We start from the raw sequence: 25248 nt of genomic DNA, 5'->3' as shown, positions 1-25248 counted from the left end.
ATTTTCGTCAAATTATTTGATATACTTAGGGGTGAAAGCCGCGCGCATTGTAAGGGGGATAAACCAATGAGGGTGTTTGTTGCAAGACAGCCTATTTTTAATAGAAAAGAACAGGTTGTTGCTTATGAACTGCTGTATAGAGAGAGTGAAGAGAATGTGTATAGCGCTAAAGACGGCGATCAGGCAACAACAGATTTGGTGATCAACAGCTTTTTAAACATCGGTATTGAGAAGCTGACGGAAGGGAAACGCTGTTTTGTTAATTTTACGGAAAGCCTGATGTTCTCGAATCTTCCCACCTCCTTCAATCCGAAACAGCTTGTCATTGAAATCCTTGAAGATATACCGATCACGCCGGCCCTCATCTCAAGATGCAGAGAGCTGAAAAAAATGGGGTATATGCTGGCGCTTGATGATTTTTATGCCATAAATCCGCAAAACGAAGACTTACTGGAAAAGCTCATGAGCTATATTGATATATTGAAAATTGATTTTCTCAAAACAACACGAATGGAACGCAGAAAAATTTTGCAAACCTACGGCTGCAGCGGTTTGATTTTTTTAGCGGAAAAAGTAGAGACCCGAAAAGAATATAAACAGGCAGCCCAAGATGGATTTCAATTATTCCAGGGCTACTTTTTCAGCGAGCCGCGCATTATCAGCGGGCATGATCTGTCGACTCATTTCTATTCTTATTATGAACTGCTTAACGAATTGAGCAAAGAACAGCCTAACATAAAACGTGTGACAGAGTACATAGAGCGGGATTTATCACTGTCCTATCAAATCTTAAAATTTTTAAACTCATCCCACAGCCGACTGAGCCAGAAAATTGAAAGCATTCAACAGGCCATTATGCTGCTTGGCTTTAATGAAATCAAACGGTGGATATACATTCTTTCCTTTAAGGATTTAAGCAGAAAAGGGAATTCCAGCAAGCACGAAATCATTAAGATTTCTTTGATGAGAGCTAAGCTTTGTGAACTGCTGGCGAGAAAAACAGCCCGGCCGCAGCCTGCTTCTTATATGCTGATCGGAATGTTTTCTCTCATAGACACCCTGCTGCACAGAGAAATAGAGGATATTATTCAAGAATTGCCTTTAAAAGATGAAGTCGGGCAAGCGTTATTAGGCCATCAAAACGACTACTACCAAATGCTTGAGCTTGTGAAATTAATTGAAAGCAACAACTGGGACACCTGCACAGAATTAGGCAAAGAACTGGACAAAGAAGAAGCGTATGAATGTTATCTTGAGGCTCTGGAGTGGTGTCATAAGCTTATGGACGCAAAGTGATTGCGGTCTTCTGACCACCGCAAAGCAAGAATCATTCGGCTTTGCGTCCCGATGAGGCTGATGTAGATGCCGTCGGGATTAAAGACCGCATCCACTTCATGCCTGACGCCCATTTGTTTGATCAGGCGCTTTACAGTTTGTTTATCTGACTGCTCGGCTGCGGTCAGGATGCGGCGCGAGAGCTCCCGCGAGCCCGCAATGCGGCCTAAAACGAGCTGGGCATCGGCGATCAGCCCTGCGGCCTCTCTCGCTGAACGGATAAAGGTATCTGTTTGGACAGCGGGAGCAGGCGGGCGGCGAATCTCATACGGATAGGCGTAAAACCAAGGATAATGATATCTCATGGGAGCACCTCACACAAAAGGATGTTTCTATATGTATAGATCTCAAATAGCCGAATATGACAAAGCGAAAAGGCCACAACTTTAGCGTTGCGGTCTTTTCGGTGTTTGTCGGTCAGGATACGCCAAGAATCGCATATTTAATTTTGAAAATACGGTATGAAGGACTATAGTCTTGCTTAGTGAAAATGCGAAACACGTTAAAATCAAGGGAATTAAGAATCTTTCTCAATTTCAGGGGAAAGAAACGCTCCTCTGCATAGAAATATAGTCCCGTTCTCATTGTGATCCCTTTGAGCACAAGGACCTATTGATATTTGCGGTGTCACGCAGGACTTTTTTATATACTTTTCGGTGAAAAATAAGCCAAAAGCAGATACACTATTAGTAACAGATCAAATACCTAGGACTCGTTCACCATACACAATTCATTGATCTTTCAAAAAAAGGAGTGTGGAAACGATGGAAAAGAAACTTGAAGAAGTAAAACAATTGTTATTCCGACTCGAACTTGATATTAAAGAAACAACAGATTCATTACGAAACATTAACAAAAGCATTGATCAGCTCGATAAATACAATTACGCAATGAAAATTTCGTAAAAAAGACTTGGAAACAAGTCTTTTTTTTTGTTCTATCCATACAATAAATGGATAAAGTATTATATGATTGTTAAATAACGAAAAACCTGCTGTCCTTTGGATAGCCCATTTAGTAAAATGGAAGGGGAGGGGGGAAGTCGTTATTGAGCAGATATGTTTAGATTCTGTCCGAATCAAGGAGAAAATGAAGGAGATTGTTAGCCAAAAAATAATGAATCATGACTTGGAACGATATCTTCAGAGTTTTATTGAGTCCAAGGATACTTTTGAGTTTGCTGATTTGGCTTTTCATCATTATCTAGCTTTTAACGGTCAGGACAAAAAAGCAATTGAATTGCTAGCTGCCGGAATTGAATTGCTTATACTCTCATTTGATATTTATGATGACTTAGAGGATAAAGACAATGTAAATGCTGTATGGATGAAGATTGACTCGTCTATCGCTTTAAATGCAGTAACAGCTCTTTACACCCTAAGTATACAAGTTATGTGCCAAGCTAGTCATGAACCAGAATTTTCACAAAAGATATTGACTTTTGCGTTACAATCAATTCAAGGCCAGCATGATGATATTGTGAATGCGCCGAAAACTGAAGAAGCCTGTCTTGAAATGATCAAAAATAAATCAGGAGCGCTAACAGCACTGCCCTGTGTTATGGGAGTAATGCTGGCAACCGGCAAATACGATCCCATTGTAGCTTCTTATTCTTATGAACTCGGCATTATGTCGCAGATCGATAATGATTATAAAGGTTTGTTTTACTTAAATAACGATTTTGTTCAGAAAAAAAATACATTGGCATACTTATACTTAAAAAAACAATTTAATGATGCTTCAGTTGAGCTACTAAGTTTATATCAAAAACCCGAGGAATTTGTTTCTATTAATACGAAGGCTTTGAAACAAAAATTAACAGAAGCAGGCGTTATACAATATTTGCTGGTGATGAAACATTTATCTCTCCAGAAAATAAAAAAAGAAATGTCACAATTAAAATTAGAAGATGGTAAAACTGAAAAATTATTGTCTGTTATGATTAAATAAGGAGGGGATTTATTATGCAAGAAATGGTAGGATACTTAATTAAATACCCAAATGTTTTAAGGGAAGTAATGGAAGGTAATGCTTGTTTATTGGGTGTCGATAAAGATCAATCTGAATGTATAATAAATGGTTTTAAAGGATTAGAAATTTATTCAATGATGGATTGGCACTATTGAGGGTTAAATGAAGTCTAGAACCAATAAAATTTCTGTATTGTTAGTTGTAATAAGTCTGTTATATGTTATTTATTTGACCTATATAAGCAATAATAATTTGTTAGTTGGAGCAACTGTTTCGAAAGGGAAGAACGGGGACGTTGTAATTACCAATGTAGATGAATATTCAATGGCATCATACAGCGGAATAGAAAAAGGGGATATCGTAAAGAGTATTAATAATCAAAAGATAAACACTAAAGAAATAAAAATGAATAAGCTTAAAAATGTAAGTTCAATGGTTGTTGAGAGAAATGGCAAGGATGTTGAGCTAAAGCTGACCTTATTTAATGATAAAAATTTTTCTACTTACTTAATACCGTTAATGTTTTATATTGTTTGTTTATTTTGTTGCCTATTTATATTAAAAATAAATGAATCGAAGGATTTACTATCTGCTTTAGTTTTAATTATATTTTTGTTATCTGCTTCTATTGCTTATATAAGCGCAGGAGTTTCTGTTAAAGGCGATATACTATGCAGATGTATTATGGTGGTAACATTAATATCTGTACCGCTAAACTACCTTCTCTTTCTTTATCATTATTTTAGAGAGTTAGGCACTACCTTATTTGATAAAAAAGTTTTCATTTTATATTTAGTACCGATCATAAATGTAGTGTGTGAAATGTTTCGTTCACATCTTTTCTTTCGTGATTATGTGCCTAAATTAAGTTTACTATCTTTTTTCTTTTTATTTATCATAGTAGTGATTTATTTCTGTATCATTTTAATTAAAAATAAAGATACTGAACAAGCGCATATTATTAAGGTCCTCACTGTTATTAATATCTTTTCTTTTGCACCTTTTTTGTGTTTATATTTGATACCTTATGTGTTTCTAAATGCGCACTATGTTTCTTCCTTTTTAGCAGCTTCATTTATGATGTTAATACCTTTCTCCTTGGTATTTCAATTTATGACAAATAAAATCTATAATGTGGATTTTATTTTAAGCAGATTAAGATATTATGGCTTTTTAGCTTTAACGCCAACAATTATTCTAATCTCTACAATTGAATTAATTAGTAGTCCTGAGAGTGATTTTTATAGTGTTAAACTAACATTTTTAATTTATATTATCATGTTGGCGGTCTTTTATTATAAAGAAGTACTTGATTTCAGGTTTAGATTAAAAAGGGTCTCGGAAAAATTCAATTATCAAGATAGTATATATAAATTTACGCAGCTGATTAGAGACTCAACATTCCTGACTCAAGTATTTGAAGAACTGAAAAATACTATACTTGAGGTCTCTCTAGTTAGCCGAGCATATGTATATGAAGTTTCAGCAGACGGAAGTATTAAGCTATATGATGATGAGACCGTAAATTCATTCGAAAAAGTCTATCAAAAAGAATTTAGAAAAGTAACATCCGAAATAGGAAAAATCGTTGAATTTAATAAAGGCTTTGTCATGAAGATAGGTGAACGCGGCGGTAAATCATTTGTGATTCTTTGTTTATCTAAAATGAATACGCCCCGTCTCACACTTGAAGAACTTTCTTGGCTGAAAACCTTGGCTTTTTATACAAACGTATCGATCGAAAACGTCATGAAAATTGAAGAGCTGATGAGTCATTTAGAAGAAATAAAACAACAAGAATCAAATCCAGTGTGGCTTAAGAAACTCATGTACACGATTGAAGAAAAACAACGTTCTGATCTTGCCCGCGATCTCCACGATTCCGTTCTTCAGGATTTGATTTCTTTAAAACGACAGTGTGAGCTGTTTTTGGCTGATTTTAAGAAGGATGATAATCCATGCCGGGAAGATGTGCAGGACAAGCTTGTACAGATGAATGAGCAGATGTCTGATGTGATTTCGATGACGAGGGAGACGTGTCATGAGCTGCGGCCGCAGCTTCTGTATGATCTTGGGCTGGTGAAGGCGCTGTCGAAGCTTGTGGCGCAGCAGCAGGAGCGGGTGCCGTTTCATATCCGTTTAAATACGGGCAGATTTACGGCTTCGCTTGATCTGGATTCGCAGCTGAATTTGTACCGGATCATTCAAGAGTTTCTGTCTAATGCGGTCAAGCACTCTCAGGCGACGGATGTGCTGATTATGCTCATCAGTATTCAAAACAAAATCGTTCTTCATTATGAGGACAATGGCGTAGGGTTTGATCAAGATAAAAATAATGAGCATTCCATGAGCATGGGGCTTTCTGGCATTAAGGAGAGAGTCAGGGCTTTAGATGGACGCCTTCGGATTGAAACAAGTGAAGGAAAGGGCTTTAAGGCTGATATTGAAATCGAATTGTAATGGTTTTATAACGGAAACGACTTGGCACAGGCCAAGTCTTTTTTATAAAATGGAAATGAGTGAGTAAAAGGGAGGAAAACATGAAAAAGATACTAGTGATTGATGACCATCTGGCTGTCATGGAAGGCACCAAGACAATTTTGGAAACGGATTCGAATCTGTCTGTTGATTGTCTCAGTCCTGAACCGAGCGAACAGTTTATCAAGCAGCATGATTTCTCGTCATATGATCTCATTTTAATGGATCTGAATTTAGGCGGCGAGGTCAATGGGATGGAGCTTTTAAACAGATTTTACAAGAGAATCCTCATTGTAAAATTATCGTGTATACCGGTTATGAGGTCGAGGATTATTTTGAGGAAGCGATTCGTGCGGGTCTGCACGGTGCCATCAGCAAAACCGAATCGAAAGAAAAGATCACCCAATACATATACCACGTACTCAACGGAGAAATTTTAGTCGATTTTGCTTATTTTAAACAGCTGATGACTCAGCAAAAAACAAAGCCGGCTCCTTCCTCTCAAAAAGAACAAGATGTGCTCACACCTAGAGAATGCCTGATTCTTCAAGAAGTTGAAAAGGGATTTACAAATCAAGAAATCGCAGATGCGCTTCATTTAAGCAAGCGGTCCATTGAATACAGCCTGACATCGATTTTCAATAAGCTGAATGTCGGTTCCCGGACGGAAGCGGTTTTGATTGCGAAATCAGACGGTGTACTTTAAATAAGGGAGTTGTATATGATGGATATGAAACACACATTGCTTGAAGCGCTTGGAATCGAGATTGTTGAAAGCACGGCGGAACGATGCGTTGCGGTCATGCCGGTGGATCATCGGACGGTGCAGCCGTTCGGATATTTGCATGGAGGCGCTTCAGTTGCTCTGGCGGAGACCGCGGCGAGCGCAGGTGCGCAAAATCTGATTGATCACACAACACAAGCTTGTGTCGGTTTGGAGATTAACGCCAATCATTTGAAATCCGTAAAGGAAGGAACGGTAAAGGCAGTAGCCGAGCCCGTTCATAAAGGCAGAACGACCATTGTCTATCAAATACACATCTATGACGAGCAAGAGAGGCTGATCTGTATATCCAGATGCACGCTGGCTGTCATCAAGAAATAAAAAAACAGCCGGAACTCTGCCTGTCCGGCTGCTTATTTTTATAAGTAAGAATCCTCTTTTCGTTTAATCACAAAGTTTCTGATCCCGTTATAGTCATCCTGTACACTTCTCTCATCAAGCTTAACGCCGGAGTTGTACGCAGCACGGCAGATCAAGTGTCCTCCGACAGGCGACGTAATAAAGATAAAGAAAATCCCGAGCAGGATTTTAGCCGATATTTCCCCAGTTATAAACCACAAAAAGAAGAAGACACCGAGCAGAACCATATTGACGCCTAATGTTGAGCCTTTAGAAGCAGCGTGTGAGCGTGTATACATATCAGGAAGACGAAGCGTCCCAAATGAAGCGGCAAGGCATACAAGAGAGCCGAGCAGAATGAATACAGCCACGACGACTTTAGCGATTTCGATCATTTTCGATAATCTCTCCTTTCTCCAAAAACTTAGAAAATGCAATTGTTCCGATAAACGATAAGATCCCCAGCAGCAAAATAATATCCAGAAACGCACTTGTTTTCAGCAAAATGGAGACAAGCGCCGTGATCGCTATCAGATTGATGCCGATTGCATCCAGAGCCACAACCCGGTCAGGCACAGTCGGCCCTTTAATGACACGAATGACATACAAAAGGGTAGACACTGCCATAATGCCGAGCGCGATTTGCAGAATCAGCGTAAACATCAGCGGCTCACCTCCTGTATGGCTTTCTCAAATGACTCCCGAATATCAAAAATGGCTTTTTCCGCATCCTCAATATCCATCGCGTGAATGTAAAGAATCGTCCTGTCATCGGAAATATCCATCACCAAGGTTCCCGGCGTTAACGTAATGAGCAGTGACAGCAGGGTGATTTCCCAATCCTTCGTGAGCTCTGTTTTAAAAGCGAAAATGCCCGGTCTGATATTCAGTTTCGGCGATAGGACTGATTTCATCACACTGACATTGGCAAGGTACAGTTCCTTTAAAAAAATCAAAAAGAGTTTGATGATAGAAAACATATTCCATAGATAAAACTGGCGGGTAAAAAAGCGCCGGAAGAAAAAGAGAGAGAGCATTCCCAGAGCATAGCCTGTGATAAATCCTGCGGCGCTTGGATCATTGCTCAAGAACATCCAGCAAAATGCGAGAAACACATTTAATAAAATTTGAAATGCCATGCGATCTACTCCTTCAAAACAGCTTCAATATATTTTTCCGGATTCAGCAGCGTCTCGGCCGCTTGATCAACGTAAGGGGACACCCATTCTGTGCCCAAACCGAAGAGCAGAGACAGTAAGAGAAAAATAGCTGCCGGATAAAGAAGTCCTTTAGCTGTTCTATGATTTGGTTTTGGTGTTTCTTTTTCTTCGCCCCAAAACGCATGTATAAAGATCCTCAGCACAGAGTATAGTACGAGCAGACTCGAAAGCAGAATCAGCATGGAAATCGCAAATTCACCTTCCGCGAAGCCGCCCTCCGCAATTTTAAATTTGCCGACAAATCCGCTGAGAGGCGGGATGCCCGCAAGAGAAATAGCTGAAATGAAAAACATCCATCCAAGAACAGGGTAGCGTTTGATCAGCCCGCCCATTTTATGCAGGCTCGCTGTTCCAGTCAATGCGATCAGCGTGCCCGCCAGCATAAATAAAGCGCCTTTAATCAGCATATCGTGAATCAGGTAGTAAATTGCGCCTTGAATGGATGCGGGGGTATGAACTGCCACACCGAACAAAATCACGCCGACAGCGGTGATAATGTTGTAGATCACAATTTTCATGACATCCGTATAAGCGAGTGAACCGATAACACCGAAAATCACAGTTAGTGCCGCCAGCCAAATCATCAGCTGATGGGTAAAGGCTGTGTCGTGAATAAAAATCAATGTGAAAACCCTCGTGATCGCATATAAACCGACTTTTGTCAGCAATGCGCCAAACAACGCGGAGATTGCCGCCGGAGGCGCGTAATAAGAGCCCGGAAGCCAAAAGTAGAGGGGGAAGATTCCGCCCTTCATACCGAATACAATCAGCAGCAGGACACCGATGACAGTAATCAGGCCTGTTTGCCCGGATTCACTGATTTTGGCGCTTAAGTCCGCCATGTTCAACGTACCGGTTACAGCGTATAAAAAGCCGACACCGATGACAAACATGGCCGACGACACGATATTAAACACAATATATTTAATGGACTCCCGCAGCTGAATTTTTGTGCCGCCTAATACAATCAGCATATAGGAAGCAATAAGCAGAAGCTCAAAAAATACGTACATATTAAATAAATCGCCTGTTAAAAACGCTCCGCTTACTCCTGCAAGCAAGAACTGCACGCCGGAGTAATAAAAGGAACGCTCCCGTTTTTCACCGACGGAACGGAAGGAATAAAGCCCAACCAATAAACCGATTACCGCTGTTGTAAGAACGAGCAGGCTGGCGAATTGGTCTGCGACGAGCACAATGCCGTACGGCGCTTTCCAGCCGCCCAGACTGAGTGTCTGGATACCTTTTGTAAAGACAGTCTGTACGAGTATGCCGCTGATCACAATCCCGATTGCCGATGCCGCAGTGCTGAAGATTCGCATGAGCATCAGATTCTTCGTCATGAAAATCAGCAGAATGGCCGACAGGAGCGGGATCAGGATTGGCAAAATAACAAAATTATTCATGTTGATCATTTCCCCTCATTTGATCCATATCGTCCGATTTCAATTCCTGATAAGCCCTAAAGGCCATGACGAGGATGAATGATGTAACGCCAAACGAAATGACAATTGCCGTCAAAATCAGGGCTTGCGGAAGCGGATCGACAAATGATTTGGCATGCTCGCTCAAAATCGGAGCGGCGCCTTTCTTTAATCCTCCCATAGTCAAAAGCATTAAATGAACGCCATGGCTTAACAGTGCTGTTCCGATAATGACGCGGAGCAGGCTTTTAGACAGCAGCAAATACGTAGCTGCCATAAAAATAATACCGGCTAAAACAGCCATTAAGATTTCCATTATTCTTCCTCTCCAATCGTTTGAATAATGGTCATCGTAATGCCTACGACAACAAGATAAACGCCTAAATCGAATATCGTCGCCGTGGCAAGCTCCGTTTTCCCAAGGATCGGCAGCTGAAAATATCCGAATGTATGGGTTAAAAAAGGAGCTCCGAAGACAAAGGAGCCAACGCCGGTTAATACAGCGAGCAGAAGTCCGGCTCCCGCGACATAAATGAAATTAACCGGCAAAATCGAACGCACGGTTTTTAAATCATATGCCAGCAGCAATAGAACGATGGAAGAGGACGTGATCAGCCCGCCGACAAAGCCTCCTCCAGGCGCGTTATGCCCTGATAAAAATAAATAGAAAGAGAAAAGCAAAATGATAAAGGATACAAGCTTTGTCACGGTTTGAAGAATTAAGTCATTTGTTTTTTGTTCATTCACCGCTTTTCCCCTCCTCTTTTACTTTTGTTTTAATCATGCTGTAAATGCCAAGAGCGGCAATCGTCAGCACCGTTATTTCAAACATCGTATCAAAGCCCCTGAAATCAACGAGGATGACATTGACGACATTATCCCCTCCGCCGAGATCGTGGCTGTGTTTTGTGAAGAAGGATGCGATGCTGTCTTTTGTACGCTGGCTTGAAGATGCGATGCCGAGCAGAGTGACGATAATCCCGACGCCTAAAGAAATGATGAAATTCGTCATCCGGAATGTTCTCGTTTTCTTTTTCAGCCGCAGCTTCGGCAGATGGTAGAAACAAAGCAGAAACAGTGCGACAGAAATCGTTTCAATGACAAGCTGGGTCAATGCCAAGTCCGGCGCTCTGAAAATCACAAAAAACAATGCGAGCGTATAACCGACAACACCGAGTGAAATAATCGCCGTCAGTCTTGATCTGGCAAAAACAGTCGCCGCTGTGCCGCTGATCATGACAAGCGTCAGAATAATTTCGTATACGCCGATTTTAGCCATGCCTTCCGTTGTAAAGGAAAATCCGCCTTTGATGACAAAAGCTCCGCCCATCAGAATGATGAAACCAGCGAAGATGTACAGCAAATAATCCCTTAAAAAGCCGGTCATATATTGTTTGGTGACTCGGTAAGAACCTTTTTCCATCAGAGTCACAAGCTTGTCGTATAACCGATTGAGTGTGAGCTTCGAAGGAAATAGCTTATAGATTCCCTTCCACTTATTCATCGTCAAATATCCAATGGTGCCGATAACAATAATTCCTGCAGTCATCAGCACTTCCGTATTCAGCCCATGCCATTGCGAAATGTGAACATGGAATTTCTCATGGCTGTCCAGCAGTGTCGGATAGATCGAGTTCATCGCCGGCTCAATCAAGCTGTAGGACAGGATATTCGGGAAAAAGAAGAGACTGACAGCGAACGCGACCAGAATGACAGGAGATACGAGCATGCCAGCCGGCGCTTCGTGAGCCTGTTTTTCAAGCTGCTCAGGCTGGTAATTTCCCCTGAACGTTTTAAACAGCAATTTCATGCTGTAGATAAATGTAAATACGCTTCCGATCCAGGCGAGAACAGGAAATAAAGCGCCCCATGTCTGCACGTTGAACAGATCGAAATGTGTTACGCGAAGCATGCTTGTGAAAAACATTTCCTTACTCAAAAATCCGTTAAACGGCGGAAGTCCGGCCATTGAAAATGTCCCGATTAAGGAAATGGTAAATGTAATCGGCATAATCGCCATCAGGCCGCCGAGCTTCCGGATGTCCCGAGTGCCTGTTTCGTGATCGATAATCCCGACTGCCATGAACAAGCTTCCTTTAAAGGTAGCGTGGTTGATTAAATGGAAAATGGCAGCCATGGCGGCAACTGTATAATATTCTGTATGGCCGTAATGAAGAGCTGCGGCACTGACCCCAAGCATGGAGATGACCATACCGAGCTGGCTGACGGTTGAAAACGCCAAAATCGATTTTAAATCAGTTTGTTTCACGGCATGGAATGAACCCCATACCATCGTAAAGAGCCCAACGAGGGAAACGATCCAAAACCACTGAGCTGAAAAGGCGAAAATAGGACTGAATCTCGCAATTACATAAATGCCGGCTTTCACCATAGTAGCTGAATGGAGATATGCGCTGACAGGCGTCGGAGCTTCCATCGCATCAGGCAGCCAGATATAAAAAGGGAATTGCGCGGACTTTGTAAATGCCCCTAATAAAATGAGAATCATAGCTGGGATAAACAAGTCGTGTCCGGCAATTAATTGAACCTGATGAATCATCTCTCTAATACTGAAGGAATCTGTTATCAGATAAAGGAGAATAAATCCGCCGAGCATACACAGCCCGCCGCTGACCGTAATCAAAAGTGATTTAGCAGCGCCGTAGCGCGACTTTTCACGCTTATACCAATATCCGATCAGCAAGAAGGATGAAAGGCTTGTCAGTTCCCAAAACATATAGAGGACCATGACATTGTCTACAAGAACGACACCGAGCATCGCACCCATGAACATCAATAAATAGACATAAAAGGGCCCGAGCTGTTCTTTTTCTTTCGATAAATAAAAAATGCTGTAAAGAGTGACCAAAGAGCCGATGCCTGTGATCAGCAAGGCGAATAACAATCCGAGACCGTCTATATAAACGGTAAAGTTAATGCCAAGTGAAGGAATCCACTCCAATACCGACCGCAGTGTTTCTCCCGATTGTGTCATCCTGATCATTGGGAGAAAGTATATAAACAGCAAGACGGGCAGGATCAACACAAACCAGCCCGTGTGCACTCTTTTTGCGTATTTTGCCAAGAAGGGAATGATAATGGCAAATAAAAAAGGCGATAAAATAGCAAAATGTAAGAGCTGCAAAGATAAGACCTCCTTTTTCTCGTTCTCAATTAAAAAATGCGCTATGTATCAAATATACGGTCAAACGACCCAGTCCAAATTATATCGCACTTTTTTGGAAGCCGCCACGCTTCGAACTGCTGCAATAGGTTTTTATGAGTTCCTTTGACCTTAAAATAAGTCTAACAAAAATGATGTTATTTGTATATTTAAAATCAATCCTGATCAAGCTGAATGTAAGGAGCTGATCATGTGAAGAGCAAGGTTCTGATGTGCTCAGGTTTATTCTGCTCAGTATTCACAGGGGCATTCATTTTGAATCAGTATGACGGACGCAGTGTTGCGGCTAGTGATGAGTGGGAGCAGTATTTATTGGAGCACCACCTTTCAGCCAGAATGAGTGAAATGGAATCAAAGGATCTGCCGTTCGGTCCCCGAGAGTATATTCGAATTGTGAACAGATAAAAAAAGAGTTCCGCATATGACGGAACTCTTTTTCTGTTTATGAAGTGAAGAAACGAAGCAGAATTGTCGCGCAAATGACTGTACCTGCACCGCCGAGACGGGTGGAAATTTGGGCGAATGGCATAAGGCCCATTCTTCCTGAAGCTGATAAAATCGCAACATCACCTGTTCCGCCTAGACCGCTGTGGCAGCAGGTAACAATGGCGGATTCAACCGGGTACATGTTCATCAGCTTGCCTACAAAATATCCAGAAGCAATCATCGCGATAACAACTGAAATACAAATGACCACAAATGGAATAGAAATCACTGATGCCACGTCATCCAATGGAATAAAGAGGATGCCGAGACCAACCATCAGCGGCCAAGTAAAGCTGGAAGAAATAAACTTATAAAGCTGGTAAGCGCCATCTTCCATTTTTTTCGGAAGAACATTCGCATACTTGACAGCCGCCGCTGAAATAATCATTAAGATCGCGCCCGGGATGAAGATGAATTTCTCCAATAACCCGCCGAAGATAAAGAATGTACACGCGAGCAGAACGCCTGCTCCCATCAGTTTAAAATCAATTTTTGCTTCGGCTTCTTTTTGATTGAAAATTTCATTTGCTTTTTTAGATTTGACGAGACGGCCGTTTCCATTTAGGTCTGGACGTTTATCGCCAAGCTTTTTCATTAAGGCTGCACAGATGATAGCAAAAACGTTTCCGATAATAGCAGCAGGGACCAGCTGAGACACATACACATCAGCGGATGAACCGAGTATTTGTGAATAGGCGATCGAGAGCGGCAAAATTCCTTCGCCTATGCCCCCGGCAATAATCGGAACAACGACAAAGAAAAAGGAATCGTAGGCACTGTAGCCAAAAATAAATCCGACGAGTATGCCGGCCGCAACTGCTGCGATCGTTCCTGCAACCAGTGGAACAAACATTCTGATAAAACCCTGTATTAAAACAGTTCTGTTCATTCCGAGGATACTTCCCACAACAAGACAAGCGATATAGAAATAAAGGAAGTTAGATGTTTTCATCAGATTGGTTACAGCGTCTAAAGATGTTGAATTCAGCACATTGTAAAAGACTAAAAATGAAGGAACAAACAAAGATAAAATGGCAGGGCCGCCAATATCCTTCAATATCGGAATGCGCTGGCCAATGTCTCCGAGAAACACACCCAAAATCATAATGATGGCAAACCCGCCAAGCATATTTGCGGGCAGCTCATTGTAATAGGCTGCAAGAATAATAATAATAGCTAATACTGTGTATAATGGCAGAGGAATCACACCGATTTCCCAGGACCATATTTTTTGAAACAGGTTTTTCTCCTGTGTGACTTTTTGCTCAGGTGAAATTGTCCCCGTTTTTGGAATTGCTCCCATGTTATACACCCCCATGTATTGTTTGTTACAGTCTACAAGAAAGCGTTAACACTTCATATTTTTTTAATTTAAAAAAGTGATAAACAACTAAATTAAGAGGGTCTTTTGGATTAGAAAAAATCCCCTGAGAAGCGTCTTCCCAGGGGAGCATGGTTTATCGTTTTCCTTTAATATAAGGCACACCATTGGCTTTTGGCGCATCAGCCCGCCCGATAAAACCGGTTAAAGCGATAATCGTTAATACATAAGGCGCCATCAGCATATACACATTTGGTATGTCTTTAAAAAGAGGGAGCAGTGAGCCGATAATGCTTAAGCTTTGGGCGAATCCGAAAAACAGGGCGGCGCCCAGTGCTCCAATCGGATGCCATTTTCCGAATACAAGCGCTGCCAGGGCGATAAAGCCTTGCCCGGAGATGGTAGAGTGCGTGAAATCAAGCGCAATCGTGGAAGCATATACGCCGCCCCCGAGCCCGCCGAACAATCCGCTGATCATCACGCCGATGTAGCGCATTTTATATACGTTGATTCCCATCGTATCCGCCGCCATCGGATGCTCTCCGACAGAACGGATGCGAAGGCCAAATGGTGTTTTGAACAAGAGAAACCAAGAAATAAAGGCCAGTGCAATGGCAAGAATAGACGTATAATAGACATCCGAAAAGAAGATCTTTCCCAATACGGGAATGTCGCTCAAGCCGGGAATATTCGTTTTATAAAAAGGCTCAGGGATTTTATCTGTCTGCGCTTTGCCGTAGATCAGTTTTATGATAAATAAAGTTGCCCCAAGCGCCAGCATGTTAATGGCGACGCCGCTGACTGTCTGATCGGCGCGAAACGAAATCGCCGCTGCCGCGTGAATCAGTGAGAACAGCGCGCCTGCTGCCATGGCGGCAAGGAGCGAAAGCCAAGGCGCGGCGGCACCCAATTCCGGACCTAGAAATAAATTAAATAACACGCTGGTGAACGCCCCGATAATCATGAGGCCTTCAAGGCCGATATTCACAACACCTGATCTCTCAGAAAACACGCCGCCGAGAGCAGTTAAAATAAGCGGGGCCGCATAGACGAGTGTGGCTGGGACAATGATGGATAAAATCTGCACAAAGTCCACTTAGTTCGCCCCCTTTTTCTTCAATTTGTCTATGACAAAACGAATCGCGTAGCTTGAAGCCACAAACAGAATGATAATGGCAATCACAATATCGACGACCTCTGATGGAACGCCGGATTCAATCGGCATATTTAAAGCGCCGATTTTCAGGCCGCCAAGCAGGCATGCCGCCAGCACAACTCCGACAGCTGTGTTCCCCCCGAGAAGAGCGACAGCGATACCGTCAAAGCCTACGCCGGTAAATGCGCCTTTCACGGCTGCGTATTCGAATGTCCCAAGACCCTCCATGGCGCCGGCAAGCCCTGCAAAGGCACCTGAGATGAGCATGGAGGTCATGATATTCTTCCGTACGCTCATGCCCGCATATTGGGAAGCGTGCTGGTTGAATCCGACCGCCCGAAGTTCAAATCCCTTTGTTGTTTTGTTGATGATAAACCACATGACAACTGCTGCGAGAAGGGCGACGATGATCCCCCAATGCAGCCGTGAGTAATCGGTGATCTGTTCAAGAAACGGCGAGCGGAGGGAGGCGGATTCGTGAATTTTCTCCGTTTTATCCTGACGATCTGTCAAGACGTTTGAAATGATGTAATTGGTCATATGAAGCGCGATATAATTCATCATAATGGTGACAATGACCTCATGAACGTAGAAGCGCGCCTTCAAAACGCCGGGAATAAAACCCCATAATCCTCCGGCAGCTGCCGCTGTAATCAGTGCAAGCGGCATATGAATATAAGCCGGTCCGTCAAATGCCGTCCCGACCCAAACCGCTGCTGTCCAGCCAACGAGCAGCTGCCCCTCGACGCCGATATTAAAGAGCCCGGTTCGGAATGCAAAGGCAACAGCCAATCCGGATAAAATATAAGGCGTAATTTGCCGGATGGTTTCTCCGACATAATAGATTTCTCCGAATATCCCATTCCACAAAGCCGAATAGCCGCTGATCACACTGTATCCGCTCGTAAGCATAATCAGCGCGCCGGCCGCAAGACCGAGGATGATTGCAATGAGCGGCACGAGTAAATGAGAGAGTCGTTTAACCATTTGCTTTCCCCGCTTCCTTTTGCGTACTTCCTGCCATCAAGAGGCCGAGCTCCTGCTCAGTGGTGTCCTGCGGATCGACGCTGGCTATAATGTGTCCTTCAAAAATAACGGCGATTCTGTCACTGAGATTCATAATTTCATCAAGCTCAAACGAGAGGAGAAGAACGGCTTTTCCGGCATCACGCTGCTCAATAAGCTTTTTATGGACAAATTCAATCGCTCCGACATCAAGACCGCGGGTCGGCTGGGCAGCGATTAATAAATCAGGGTTCCTGTCTATTTCCCGCCCGATAATCGCTTTTTGCTGGTTTCCGCCTGACAATGCCCGGACGTGTGTATATTCATCCGGCGTTCTGACGTCGTACTCGCTGATCAGGCTGCGTGCTTTTTTATACATGTCGCCTTTATGTAACACGCCAAATGCTGAATACGGCTTTTTGTAATAGCTTTGCAGCACCATATTATCTCCGATCGGAAAATCGAGGACGAGACCGTGTTTATGGCGGTCTTGGGGAATATGTCCGATGCCGGATTCAGTGACTTTTCTGGGCGGCAGGTTTTGGATCTGTTTACCGTTTAAGGTGATTGTTCCTGAATCTGTTTTGCGGAGTCCTGTTATCGCTTCAATCAGCTCCGACTGCCCGTTTCCGTCGACACCGGCTATGCCGACGATTTCTCCCGCTTTAACAGAAAGCGACAAATTCCTGACTGCCTCTATTCCGCGGGTATCCTTTACGGTCATTCCGTCAATCGCAAGCACTTCCGCTCCCGGCTGAGCAGCCTTCTTTTCAGTTTTGAACGATACTTCGCGGCCGACCATAAGACTGGCGAGCTCATCTTGGTTTGTATCACGGACATCAAGTGTTTTAATGCCTTTTCCTTTGCGGATAATGGTCACACGGTCACAAACCCCCATAATCTCTTTCAGTTTATGGGTGATTAAGATGATTGATTTTCCTTCATTGACCAGATTCTTCATAATTTGCATCAGTTCTTTGATTTCATGAGGTGTCAATACAGCCGTCGGTTCGTCAAAAATCAGAATGTCAGCCCCGCGGTAGAGGGTTTTTAATATTTCTGCGCGTTGCTGCATGCCGACTGATATGTCAGCAACTTTTGCTTTAGGATTAATCTGAAGGCCGTATCGATCGGAAATGTCCTGGACCTCTTGGGCAGCCCGCTTCCGGTCAATTCTGCAAAACTTTTTTGGCTCTTTCCCGAGAATAATATTTTCAGCAACTGTAAAGGTGTCAACAAGCATAAAGTGCTGATGCACCATTCCGATTCCAAGGTCATTCGCTTTGTTTGGGCTGTTGATGTGCACCTTCTCGCCGCGCACCCGAATTTCACCCCGCTCCGGCTGATACAGCCCGAAAAGGACATTCATCAACGTTGATTTCCCCGCTCCGTTTTCACCGAGCAGCGCGTGTATTTCGCCTTTTTTGACCTGAAGATTGATATTGTCATTGGCGACGATACCTGGAAACTCCTTGCGGATATTGAGCATTTCAATGACATATTCCACTGATTTGACCGCTCCTTTATTCAATATAAAAGAAAAACAAGGGATAAGGGCTCGACATCCTTATCCCTGCGATGCTTATTCAGCTTTGAAGGTTTTCAGCTCTTTCTCAGTTGCCGGCACTTCCAATCCGTCGATGATTTTTTTCTTCCATTTATCAACCGCTTTGATCACATCATCCGATAGGTTTTGTTTAGATGGGGAAATGCCGACCCCGTCTTGATCAAGGCCGTAGGTGAGCGTCTCGCCGCCCGGGAACTTTCCTTCGCTTGCTTTTTTCGTTAAATCTTCAACCGCTGTATCTACTTTTTTGACCATGGAAGTGAGGGTGACGTTATCATCTGTTCCTTCTACCTGGCCTTCTGCGTATTGGTCTTTATCGACACCGATGACCCAGACATCGCGTTTCGGATCTTCTTTTTTCAGGTTTTTCGCTTCAGTAAAGACACCTGTGCCAGTGGCGCCTGCGGAGTGATAAATCACATCTACGCCCGATTTATACATGCTTTCGGCGGTGGCTTTGCCGACATCGGCTTTATCGAAACCGCCCGCATATTTTACTTGGACAACGGCTTTAGGGTTTACGGCCTGCACGCCGGCACGGAAGCCGACCTCGAATTTTTTGATTAACTCAGATTCCATGCCGCCTACAAATCCGATTTTTTGTGATTTGCTTGATAAGGCTGCGGCCACTCCGACGAGAAATGAGCCTTCCTGCTCTTTAAACGTAACACTTGCGACGTTGTCTTTATCGACAACAGCATCTATGATCGCAAAGTTTGTATTTTTGCGCTGGTCAGCAATTTCGCTGATTGAGTCCTCCATTAAGTAGCCGACGCCGTAAATCAAGTCGAAATTCTCACGTGCTAATTTATTTAAATTTGTTGTGTAGTCAGCATCTGATTTTGATTGAAGGTAATCGTAACCGTTTTTGCCTTTTTCCAGCCCGTTCTCTTTCCCGAAGGCTTGAATGCCTTCCCAGGCTGATTGGTTGAAGGATTTGTCATCCACTCCGCCTACGTCAGTAACCATTGCCACACTGAATTTGTTTTTGTCAGTGTTTGTGCCGCTGCTTTTATCGCTGGTTCCGCATGCTCCTAAAATGGTGCCTGCTGCGATCACAAGTAACATCGCCAATCCGATTTTTCGTTTATTCAAGATATAACCCCCCAGAAAAATTTGGTTCAAAGCTGATCCGGTCAGTCATATGATGGGCTGTCCTGAACAATTTCTTAGAATCGATAAAATTTTCTGATAATAATAAATGGAATGCGCTGAGACAGTTCTGATCTTCCCTGAATAAGCGTGGTGTGAGTGTTTCCTTCGAAAGGCGGGGAAGAGAAGGATGCGGAAGGCATTCCGGGCGGAAAACCGTGACATCTTTTTCTGAAGTGAGACTTATGACTTAGTTTTTGGGATCAACTAACCAATCATAATTTATCATTTTACTTACAAGAAATAAATAGAATTTCGCATAATTTTTTAAAAAATATCTATTTTTAGAATTGTTTGATCAAAAGTGTAAAAAGTCCTTTATTATTCTTGTATAACTTATCATCAATAGAATCAAGGATCTTGGCAAGAGATATGACAGAAAAAACCGCACTGCTCAGAGTGAACAGTGCGGTTTTTTATAGAAATTGCTTAATTGCGTTAAGGTTTCCTGTGTTGACGTTGTACTGAAACACAGGTCTTCCGATTGTTCCGTACGCCATTTCTACATTCAGAACCTGTATATCTTCAAGAAACTTTAAGTATTTTCGTATGGATACTTGAGAGATTTCTGTGTGCTTTGCCAGGTCTTCTGTCGTAAATGATTCATTTTCAAATGACTGGATACTGGACCAAATCAGCTTCAGCGTGCTTTTTGTCAGGCCTTTAGGAAGCTGCACTTTTTCTGTTGCTTCTTTCTTTTGAAAAAGCTCGGCGTCCAGTTCTTTTTGGCTCATGTTGCGATGGGTTGAATATACCTTTTGTTTTCGTCTGTAATCAGACAGGGCAGTTTGGAAACGTTCAAATTCAAACGGTTTGATTAAATAATCGACAGCTCCGTAACGAAGTGTTTTCTTGATAACGTCAAGCTCACTGGCCGCTGAGATGACAATGACGTCAACCGCTTCATTTTGGGCTCTCAGTTCCGTCAGCAGTTCAAGCCCGTTTTTACCCGGCATATAAATATCGAGCAAAATGAGGTCGATGTGATGCTCTCCTAAAATATGCAGAGCGCTTTGAAAGGAAGAGGCGATGCCTTTCAGCTGAAAGCCTTCTATCTGGCTTAAGTATCGTTTATTTAATTCACCCACCATGGGGTCATCTTCAACTATTAGTACATTAATCATGATTTTCCTCCTTCGGTTCGTACGGGATGCGAAGACTGAATGTCGTTCCTTCATTCTCTTCGCTTGTGAGGATCATTTGGCCCTTTAAATTTTCGATGCTTTGCTGTGTAAAATAAAGGCCAAATCCCCGGTTTTTGCCCTTTGTTGAATAGCCTTGTTCAAATACTTTGGCTTGATCTTCTTCAGACATGCCTGCTCCTGTATCGGTAATTTCAATGTCCAGTATGCTGTTATGAAAACGCATGGACATGGTAATTTGTTTTTTCGGCATATTGGCAACGGCGTCCAGGGCATTGTTGATGAGATTTCCGATGATTGTAATAAGTTCATGAATGACTGAAGGATCTGCCGCGTTCGGGATGACACCGCTGCATTCAATATCAAGATTTGCACCCTGCTCCCGTATGAAGCTTTGTTTTCCGAGCAGAAAACCAGCCAGCACGGAGCTTTTGACATCATTTATAATTTCGCTTGTTTCTGATTTTTGCTGAATCGCAATATCTTTAATATAATCTCCAAGATCGTCATACTCTTTCAGCTGGACGAGACCTAATATCACATGCAGTTTGTTCATAAATTCATGAGACTGCGCTCTCAGTGCGTTTGCATACATTTTAACACCCGAAAGCTGTTCAGCTAAATGTTTTACCTCGGTTTTGTCGCGGAATGTCGCAATCGCTCCGACGGTTTGTCCTTTCAGCTGGATGGGAACTTCATTAAATACAAGCTCTAATCCATTAATGCGGACGTCTCTGTCTTGAAGAGGTTTCTTTGTCTCAATGACCTTTTTCAAGCGGCTTTTCGGCAAGATGTCATTTACATCCTGATCAACGGGATTTGTATTAATGCCCATTTTCACGAATAGGCGCTTTGCTTCCGCATTGGCAAGTTTGATTTTGCCGTGTTCATCGACAGCAAGTATTCCTTCCTTCGTCGATTCCAGCATCGCGCTCCGTTCTTCAAGAAGAGTCGCAATTTCATAAGGTTCAAGTCCGTACATAATATTTTTCACCGTACGGGCGACGATAACAGCTCCCATCACACCAACGAAAATGCTGACGCAGATAATAAAGTAGAGCGGCCGTAAGCTGTGGCTGATCACTTCATCAATTTCATTTACAGTGATCCCGACCGCAACTGCACCGACCTGTTTTCCATTCTCGGCGTAGACAGGGACGAATGCTCTCTGTGATTTCCCGAGCGTGCCAGAGGCTGTGCTGATGTGGACATGTCCTTTTAGTACTTCGGCTTCATCACCGCCCATGAATTTTTTCCCGATTTTGCTTGGGTCAGGATGGGTTTTGCGAATGCCGTTCATATCCATGACAACGACAAATTCCGTGCCGGTGATTTTCTGAACCCGCTTTGTGTAGCTTTGCAGTTCCTTCTGGTTTTTTCCGCTCTCTAAAGCAGAGGCTGTGATCGGCGCTTCGGCTACCATTTCAGCGGTCTGCATCGCTGTGGCTTTTTCCTGATCTCTAATCCGTTTGGTGGTTTGGGCACCGACTGTAAAAAACGTAATGAGCAGTGCGATCAACACAACGATACAAACAAATATGGTGAGTCTGGTTTGCAGTTTCAATGTTTTTTTCATAGTAAACTTCCTTACGTTTTATGATTCCTGCGTACTACTTTACTCTCAAAAAGCTGCTTTGTGAAGATTTGGGATCGTAATTCGTAAAAAGGAGAAAAAATGGAATAATTTATCTTGTCAATGTGTTTTAAGTCCTCCATAATAAATGAGGTAGATTATAGAAAGGGACTTTTTTATATGAAAAATACTTATTTGACGGGATACTTTCCGCTGATTGCGATCCTGCTTTTTAGTTCGTCTTTATCCATTTCAACTTCACTTTATGCGTTGAAGATGCTGTCTTCATTTGGAATGTATGATGGAATGCTCGACTATTTTTCAGAGAAAGGGATCAGGCTTGCGTTATTTGCTGCCTTTGCACTTTTATACTTTATGGTTCTGTCAGCTCTGAAATTAATTGCGAATACCGTGACTGAGCTGTCACTGCTGTTTTTTGCTAACGATCCGGAAGGGAACAATCTGAAAAAAATCAGAATGGGTTCCATGATTTATTTAGGAGGCGGGATTTTATCCTTTGTGCTCTTGCAAAATGTCATCTGGATTGTGATTTGGTTTGCGGTCGTCACGCTCGCTTACTTTGTGTTTATCGTATACCGGATTTATTCAACGCTTTCTCTCATGTCATTAGTCGGATTCATTTTATTGGAACTGCTGTTTTGGTTTACCTTTGTTATCGGTATTCTGTTCATATTTATCAAGCTTTATAATAGCATAATGGCTAGCTTACCTGTGTAAGCTAGCCATTTTTTCGTTTACGGTAAAAATCTTTTTTTAATAGAAGGGGAGGGGAGCATACATTCATTTTTTTTGCCAAACCACTTATAGCGGTTTTTGGCAATGAAAGAATAGACCATATCTCTGACAGGCTTCGGCACTGCGAAAAACAGGACGAAGAGCCGCCATGGGCCCCGCAGATGCCTGAAAACCTTTATAGCTGCAGTTGACTTTGTGTAAACTCGGCCGTCTTCAATAAAGACAAAGCTGTCAAACTGATCAGTCGGGAGCCCGCTCTTTTTCAGCAGGCTCTGACCTGTTTCCGACTGCAGCGATGTAAAAGAAATCAATCCGTCCGGATCACGCTTAATGATAAATTGCACGGCGCCGTTGCATAAATTGCACACGCCGTCAAACAGCAAAACGCGATTTGGAATTTGTTCTGATTGCACGCCAGATCCCCTCCGATTCTTTAATAAGCCGTTTGCAGCGTTCCTTTCCAGATGGAAAGCTGAGGGCTGATGCTGTGAAGATATTCAACGCTGCTCGGTGTATCTTTTCCGACCCAAACACCCATTGTATACGTATCTGTCAGGCCGACGAACCACATATCGTGATAATCATTTGATGTTCCTGTTTTACCGCCGATGTAAGGCGCTTTAAAATATGCTTTTTTCCCTGTCCCGCTTTTCACAACGGAAGACATTAGTTTTTTCAGCTGCATGTTCGTGCGGACGCTGAATATTTGAGTCGACTTATCATTCCATTTATAAAGCGTTTTTCCCTTTAAATCTGTCACCTTTGTAATCGCATGGCTTGGTGTATAGCTTCCGCTGTTGCCGAATGTCGTATATGCCTTTGTCATCTCAAGAGGCGTCATGCCGTTTGTAAATCCGCCAAGCGCCGCCGGGAGAAGATAGTCGCTGTCGACAAGTTTGGAAAAATGATACGGCTCAATATAACTGAATGCTCTTTGGATTCCCACACGGTCCAGCATTCTGATGGCCGGTGTATTATATGAATTTTTAAACGCCGTATCGAGCGTCACTGTGCCGTACGTGCGGTTATTGTAGTTTTGCGGACAGTAATCTCTGCTGCAAAACTTGCTGGCATCAATGGAGCTGCTTGCTGTCGCGCCGGTCTGTTCAATATAAGGGCCGTAATCAAGAAGCGGCTTAATGGATGAACCCGGCTGTCTGTATGCCTGGTAGGCACGGTTAAAATCATATTTTTGATAGTTTTTCCCGCCGGATAGAGCGATGATTTGATGCGTCTGATGATTAATCACAGCCGCTCCGCCCTGTACGTCCGCATACGGGAGCTTGGAATTCATTTGTGCCACAACTTGATTTTGCATGTACGGATCAAGCGCGGTATAAATTTTTACGCCGTCTTTCATCAGAGTGCTGACTCTTGCGGACAGCTCGTTTTCGATCTTTTCTTTTTGTTTTCCTGACGCTTTTTGAAGACGTTTATCAAAGCCTTCTGATTCAGACACCAGCTGAGTGAATTCATCATTGACATAGGAAACATAGTCCGGATATTTATCTTCTCTTTTTTCAACATCCAGTTTGATTTTTTGTTTTACGGCTTTTTTCAGCTCTTTATCCGTAATGACACCGGCATTTTTTAACCCTTTAAGCAAACGTTCTTGACGGCTTTTCGTGTAGTCAAAATGCTTGAGAGGATCATATAATGTAGGGTTATTAGGTATAGCGCAAATAAAAGCCATTTCTCCCACTGTGAGAGATTTGAGCGGTTTGCTGAAATAGAATTCAGCCGCTGAACCGACGCCGTAAACGCCATTGTTGAAATAAATGGTATTTAAGTAAGCTTCAAGAATTTCATTTTTCGTATACTTTTTCTCTAGCTGATAAGAATATGCGAGCTCAGTCAGCTTGCGGCTGAAGGAGCGTTCGTGGCTTAAATACAAGTTTCTTGAAAGCTGCTGTGTGATGGTGCTGGCGCCCTGGTCAATTTTTTTGTCTTTTACGTTAGAAGCAGTTGCCCGCACCATTCCCATAAAGTCAAAGCCTTTATGCTCGTAAAAATGTTTGTCCTCAGACGTTAAGAAAATCTGTTTGACTTCCTCGGGAATCTTGTCAAATGGAACGAGCACGCGGTTTTCGTGATCGCTGACGATTTCCGAGACAAGGGAGCCGTCCCTGTCATACATGTAGCTGTTCTGAACAAGGCTGATATCTTTCAGATTAATATTTTTATCAAGCACCTGATCCAGGGACTTCATTTGTTTTACTTCTTTTCCGGAAGCGATAACTGTAAATGCAAACAATGGGATTATGCAAAGGAGCAAAATCCATCCGATTATTTTTCGTAACATGGTCACTCTCTTTTCTCCTAAATTCTAGCCATATCGTACCATTCTTTTGAGTT

General features: G+C 42.8%; 26 protein-coding genes and 1 pseudogene. 9 read left to right on the top strand and 18 right to left on the bottom strand.

The window, feature by feature from the left end:
• The first annotated feature begins 66 nt into the window (after nucleotides 1-66).
• Nucleotides 67-1296 carry a cyclic di-GMP phosphodiesterase gene (gene pdeH, locus M1M80_RS16505; protein WP_060399390.1) on the top strand — a complete coding sequence of 410 codons (1230 nt, stop codon included), beginning with the start codon at nucleotides 67-69 and terminating at the stop codon, nucleotides 1294-1296.
• Here pdeH and M1M80_RS16500 read toward each other — a convergent pair.
• Together M1M80_RS16500 and M1M80_RS16495 are read right to left on the bottom strand one after the other, a co-directional pair.
• Nucleotides 1272-1640 (bottom strand): YuzC family spore coat inner layer protein, encoded by a 369-nt coding sequence (locus tag M1M80_RS16500; RefSeq protein WP_003241042.1) that lies wholly within the window; start codon nucleotides 1638-1640, stop codon nucleotides 1272-1274. The genes pdeH and M1M80_RS16500 overlap by 25 nt on opposite strands.
• A gap of 112 nt (nucleotides 1641-1752) precedes the next feature.
• Complete coding sequence (locus tag M1M80_RS16495) at nucleotides 1753-1920, bottom strand: hypothetical protein (protein WP_119914210.1); 168 nt, start codon at nucleotides 1918-1920, stop codon at nucleotides 1753-1755.
• 179 nt (nucleotides 1921-2099) lie between these two features.
• Here M1M80_RS16495 and degQ point away from each other — a divergent pair, with 179 nt between their 5' ends.
• From degQ to M1M80_RS16465, 6 genes and pseudogenes are all read left to right on the top strand, one after another.
• Nucleotides 2100-2240 (top strand): degradation enzyme regulation protein DegQ, encoded by a 141-nt coding sequence (degQ, locus tag M1M80_RS16490; protein ID WP_003220708.1) that lies wholly within the window; start codon nucleotides 2100-2102, stop codon nucleotides 2238-2240.
• Between the two features lie 184 nt (nucleotides 2241-2424).
• Nucleotides 2425-3285 carry a polyprenyl synthetase family protein gene (locus tag M1M80_RS16485; protein WP_032732270.1) on the top strand — a complete coding sequence of 287 codons (861 nt, stop codon included), beginning with the start codon at nucleotides 2425-2427 and terminating at the stop codon, nucleotides 3283-3285.
• Between the two features lie 14 nt (nucleotides 3286-3299).
• Nucleotides 3300-3461 (top strand): competence pheromone ComX, encoded by a 162-nt coding sequence (gene comX, locus M1M80_RS16480; protein WP_003241045.1) that lies wholly within the window; start codon nucleotides 3300-3302, stop codon nucleotides 3459-3461.
• Nucleotides 3462-3468: 7 nt separating this feature from the next.
• The gene (locus M1M80_RS16475; RefSeq protein ID WP_060399389.1) at nucleotides 3469-5766 is read left to right on the top strand and encodes a histidine kinase; all 2298 of its coding nucleotides are present in this window, start codon (nucleotides 3469-3471) and stop codon (nucleotides 5764-5766) included.
• 80 nt (nucleotides 5767-5846) lie between these two features.
• Nucleotides 5847-6490: pseudogene (comA, locus tag M1M80_RS16470) on the top strand (two-component system response regulator ComA).
• 18 nt (nucleotides 6491-6508) lie between these two features.
• On the top strand, nucleotides 6509-6889 hold the full coding sequence (locus M1M80_RS16465) for a hotdog fold thioesterase (protein ID WP_019259331.1): 381 nt from the start codon (nucleotides 6509-6511) through the stop codon (nucleotides 6887-6889).
• 38 nt (nucleotides 6890-6927) lie between these two features.
• Here the strand turns inward: M1M80_RS16465 and mnhG are convergent, their stop codons facing one another.
• Genes mnhG through M1M80_RS16430 form a run of 7 tightly spaced genes read right to left on the bottom strand, consistent with a single transcriptional unit; the run spans nucleotide 6928 to nucleotide 12696 of the window.
• Nucleotides 6928-7302 (bottom strand): monovalent cation/H(+) antiporter subunit G, encoded by a 375-nt coding sequence (mnhG, locus tag M1M80_RS16460; RefSeq protein ID WP_060399388.1) that lies wholly within the window; start codon nucleotides 7300-7302, stop codon nucleotides 6928-6930.
• Nucleotides 7286-7570 carry a Na(+)/H(+) antiporter subunit F1 gene (locus tag M1M80_RS16455; protein WP_003241049.1) on the bottom strand — a complete coding sequence of 95 codons (285 nt, stop codon included), beginning with the start codon at nucleotides 7568-7570 and terminating at the stop codon, nucleotides 7286-7288. The genes mnhG and M1M80_RS16455 overlap by 17 nt, the downstream gene beginning before the upstream one ends.
• Nucleotides 7570-8046, bottom strand: a complete 477-nt coding sequence (locus M1M80_RS16450; RefSeq protein WP_060399387.1) for a Na+/H+ antiporter subunit E — start codon at nucleotides 8044-8046, stop codon at nucleotides 7570-7572. Before M1M80_RS16450 ends, M1M80_RS16455 begins: the two co-directional genes overlap by 1 nt.
• Before the next feature lie 5 nt (nucleotides 8047-8051).
• Entirely contained in the window at nucleotides 8052-9533 is a 1482-nt protein-coding gene (locus tag M1M80_RS16445) for a Na+/H+ antiporter subunit D (RefSeq protein ID WP_060399386.1), read from the bottom strand.
• A complete protein-coding gene (locus M1M80_RS16440; RefSeq protein WP_003220730.1) occupies nucleotides 9526-9867 on the bottom strand; it encodes a Na(+)/H(+) antiporter subunit C in 342 nt (113 codons plus the stop codon). The genes M1M80_RS16445 and M1M80_RS16440 overlap by 8 nt, the downstream gene beginning before the upstream one ends.
• On the bottom strand, nucleotides 9867-10298 hold the full coding sequence (locus M1M80_RS16435) for a Na(+)/H(+) antiporter subunit B (RefSeq protein WP_003241054.1): 432 nt from the start codon (nucleotides 10296-10298) through the stop codon (nucleotides 9867-9869). Before M1M80_RS16435 ends, M1M80_RS16440 begins: the two co-directional genes overlap by 1 nt.
• Nucleotides 10291-12696, bottom strand: coding sequence for a Na+/H+ antiporter subunit A (locus M1M80_RS16430; RefSeq protein ID WP_003241056.1), 2406 nt, complete (start codon nucleotides 12694-12696; stop codon nucleotides 10291-10293). The genes M1M80_RS16435 and M1M80_RS16430 overlap by 8 nt, the downstream gene beginning before the upstream one ends.
• Before the next feature lie 231 nt (nucleotides 12697-12927).
• Between M1M80_RS16430 and M1M80_RS16425 the strand changes: the two genes are divergently transcribed.
• Nucleotides 12928-13140: a hypothetical protein gene (locus M1M80_RS16425; RefSeq protein WP_060399385.1), complete on the top strand. Its 213-nt coding sequence runs from the start codon at nucleotides 12928-12930 to the stop codon at nucleotides 13138-13140.
• 37 nt (nucleotides 13141-13177) lie between these two features.
• Here the strand turns inward: M1M80_RS16425 and maeN are convergent, their stop codons facing one another.
• The 7 genes from maeN to maeL all read right to left on the bottom strand — a co-directional run bounded on the left by maeN (nucleotide 13178) and on the right by maeL (nucleotide 22140).
• Nucleotides 13178-14524 (bottom strand): sodium/malate symporter MaeN, encoded by a 1347-nt coding sequence (gene maeN / locus M1M80_RS16420; protein WP_060399384.1) that lies wholly within the window; start codon nucleotides 14522-14524, stop codon nucleotides 13178-13180.
• A 154-nt stretch (nucleotides 14525-14678) separates the two neighbouring features.
• Nucleotides 14679-15638 carry a guanosine ABC transporter permease NupQ gene (gene nupQ, locus M1M80_RS16415; RefSeq protein WP_003241060.1) on the bottom strand — a complete coding sequence of 320 codons (960 nt, stop codon included), beginning with the start codon at nucleotides 15636-15638 and terminating at the stop codon, nucleotides 14679-14681.
• Nucleotides 15639-16685 (bottom strand): guanosine ABC transporter permease NupP, encoded by a 1047-nt coding sequence (nupP, locus tag M1M80_RS16410; protein WP_060399383.1) that lies wholly within the window; start codon nucleotides 16683-16685, stop codon nucleotides 15639-15641.
• On the bottom strand, nucleotides 16678-18210 hold the full coding sequence (gene nupO, locus M1M80_RS16405; protein WP_060399382.1) for a guanosine ABC transporter ATP-binding protein NupO: 1533 nt from the start codon (nucleotides 18208-18210) through the stop codon (nucleotides 16678-16680). The genes nupP and nupO overlap by 8 nt, the downstream gene beginning before the upstream one ends.
• A 75-nt stretch (nucleotides 18211-18285) precedes the next feature.
• Nucleotides 18286-19365: a guanosine ABC transporter substrate-binding protein NupN gene (nupN, locus tag M1M80_RS16400; RefSeq protein ID WP_003241066.1), complete on the bottom strand. Its 1080-nt coding sequence runs from the start codon at nucleotides 19363-19365 to the stop codon at nucleotides 18286-18288.
• A gap of 473 nt (nucleotides 19366-19838) precedes the next feature.
• Nucleotides 19839-20546: a two-component system response regulator MaeM gene (maeM, locus tag M1M80_RS16395; RefSeq protein ID WP_003241069.1), complete on the bottom strand. Its 708-nt coding sequence runs from the start codon at nucleotides 20544-20546 to the stop codon at nucleotides 19839-19841.
• Nucleotides 20539-22140, bottom strand: coding sequence for a two-component system sensor histidine kinase MaeL (gene maeL / locus M1M80_RS16390; protein ID WP_060399381.1), 1602 nt, complete (start codon nucleotides 22138-22140; stop codon nucleotides 20539-20541). Before maeL ends, maeM begins: the two co-directional genes overlap by 8 nt.
• Nucleotides 22141-22317: 177 nt before the next feature.
• Between maeL and M1M80_RS16385 the strand changes: the two genes are divergently transcribed.
• Nucleotides 22318-22875: a YufK family protein gene (locus M1M80_RS16385; RefSeq protein WP_003220744.1), complete on the top strand. Its 558-nt coding sequence runs from the start codon at nucleotides 22318-22320 to the stop codon at nucleotides 22873-22875.
• Between the two features lie 17 nt (nucleotides 22876-22892).
• Here the strand turns inward: M1M80_RS16385 and M1M80_RS16380 are convergent, their stop codons facing one another.
• Both M1M80_RS16380 and M1M80_RS16375 read right to left on the bottom strand, forming a co-directional pair.
• Nucleotides 22893-23306 (bottom strand): thiol-disulfide oxidoreductase DCC family protein, encoded by a 414-nt coding sequence (locus M1M80_RS16380; protein ID WP_003241074.1) that lies wholly within the window; start codon nucleotides 23304-23306, stop codon nucleotides 22893-22895.
• Between the two features lie 20 nt (nucleotides 23307-23326).
• The gene (locus tag M1M80_RS16375) at nucleotides 23327-25201 is read right to left on the bottom strand and encodes a transglycosylase domain-containing protein (RefSeq protein WP_003241076.1); all 1875 of its coding nucleotides are present in this window, start codon (nucleotides 25199-25201) and stop codon (nucleotides 23327-23329) included.
• Nucleotides 25202-25248: the final 47 nt, after the last annotated feature.

Origin of the sequence: Bacillus inaquosorum, from assembly GCF_023238325.1 — a bacterium.
GTDB lineage: Bacteria > Bacillota > Bacilli > Bacillales > Bacillaceae > Bacillus > Bacillus inaquosorum.
Note: the sequence above shows the minus strand (reverse complement) of the source record. Positions and strands in the feature narration are given on the sequence as shown.